We start from the raw sequence: 263 nt of genomic DNA, 5'->3' as shown, positions 1-263 counted from the left end.
CGTTCCGCATCGGCAGTCGCGACACGTACCGCGTGCTGGACACTGGATTCATAGGCCGACCCTGCCAGCGACGTCATCACGAGCACGCCCGTGGCGTCGCCGCGATGCGACACCAGCATGCCGTCTTCGAGCGACAGGTTCGATGCCGCGAGCGGCAACTCGCCGAGCCAGTGCTGCAGCCAGCCAAACGGATCGTCCGCCACCGCAGTCTGCAGACCGTCGACGGGCGGCGCGTAGAGCCGCCGGACAAGCCGTTCGCCGAG

General features: G+C 68.4%; 1 pseudogene. It reads right to left on the bottom strand.

Annotated features, from left to right (window positions below):
* Nucleotides 1-263 (bottom strand): annotated as a pseudogene (locus tag SB772_RS42200) (MMPL family transporter); the annotation flags it as partial.

It is taken from the genome of Paraburkholderia sp. SIMBA_030 (assembly GCF_046535245.1).
Lineage (GTDB): Bacteria > Pseudomonadota > Gammaproteobacteria > Burkholderiales > Burkholderiaceae > Paraburkholderia.
This window is presented reverse-complemented; position numbering and strand designations above follow the sequence as displayed.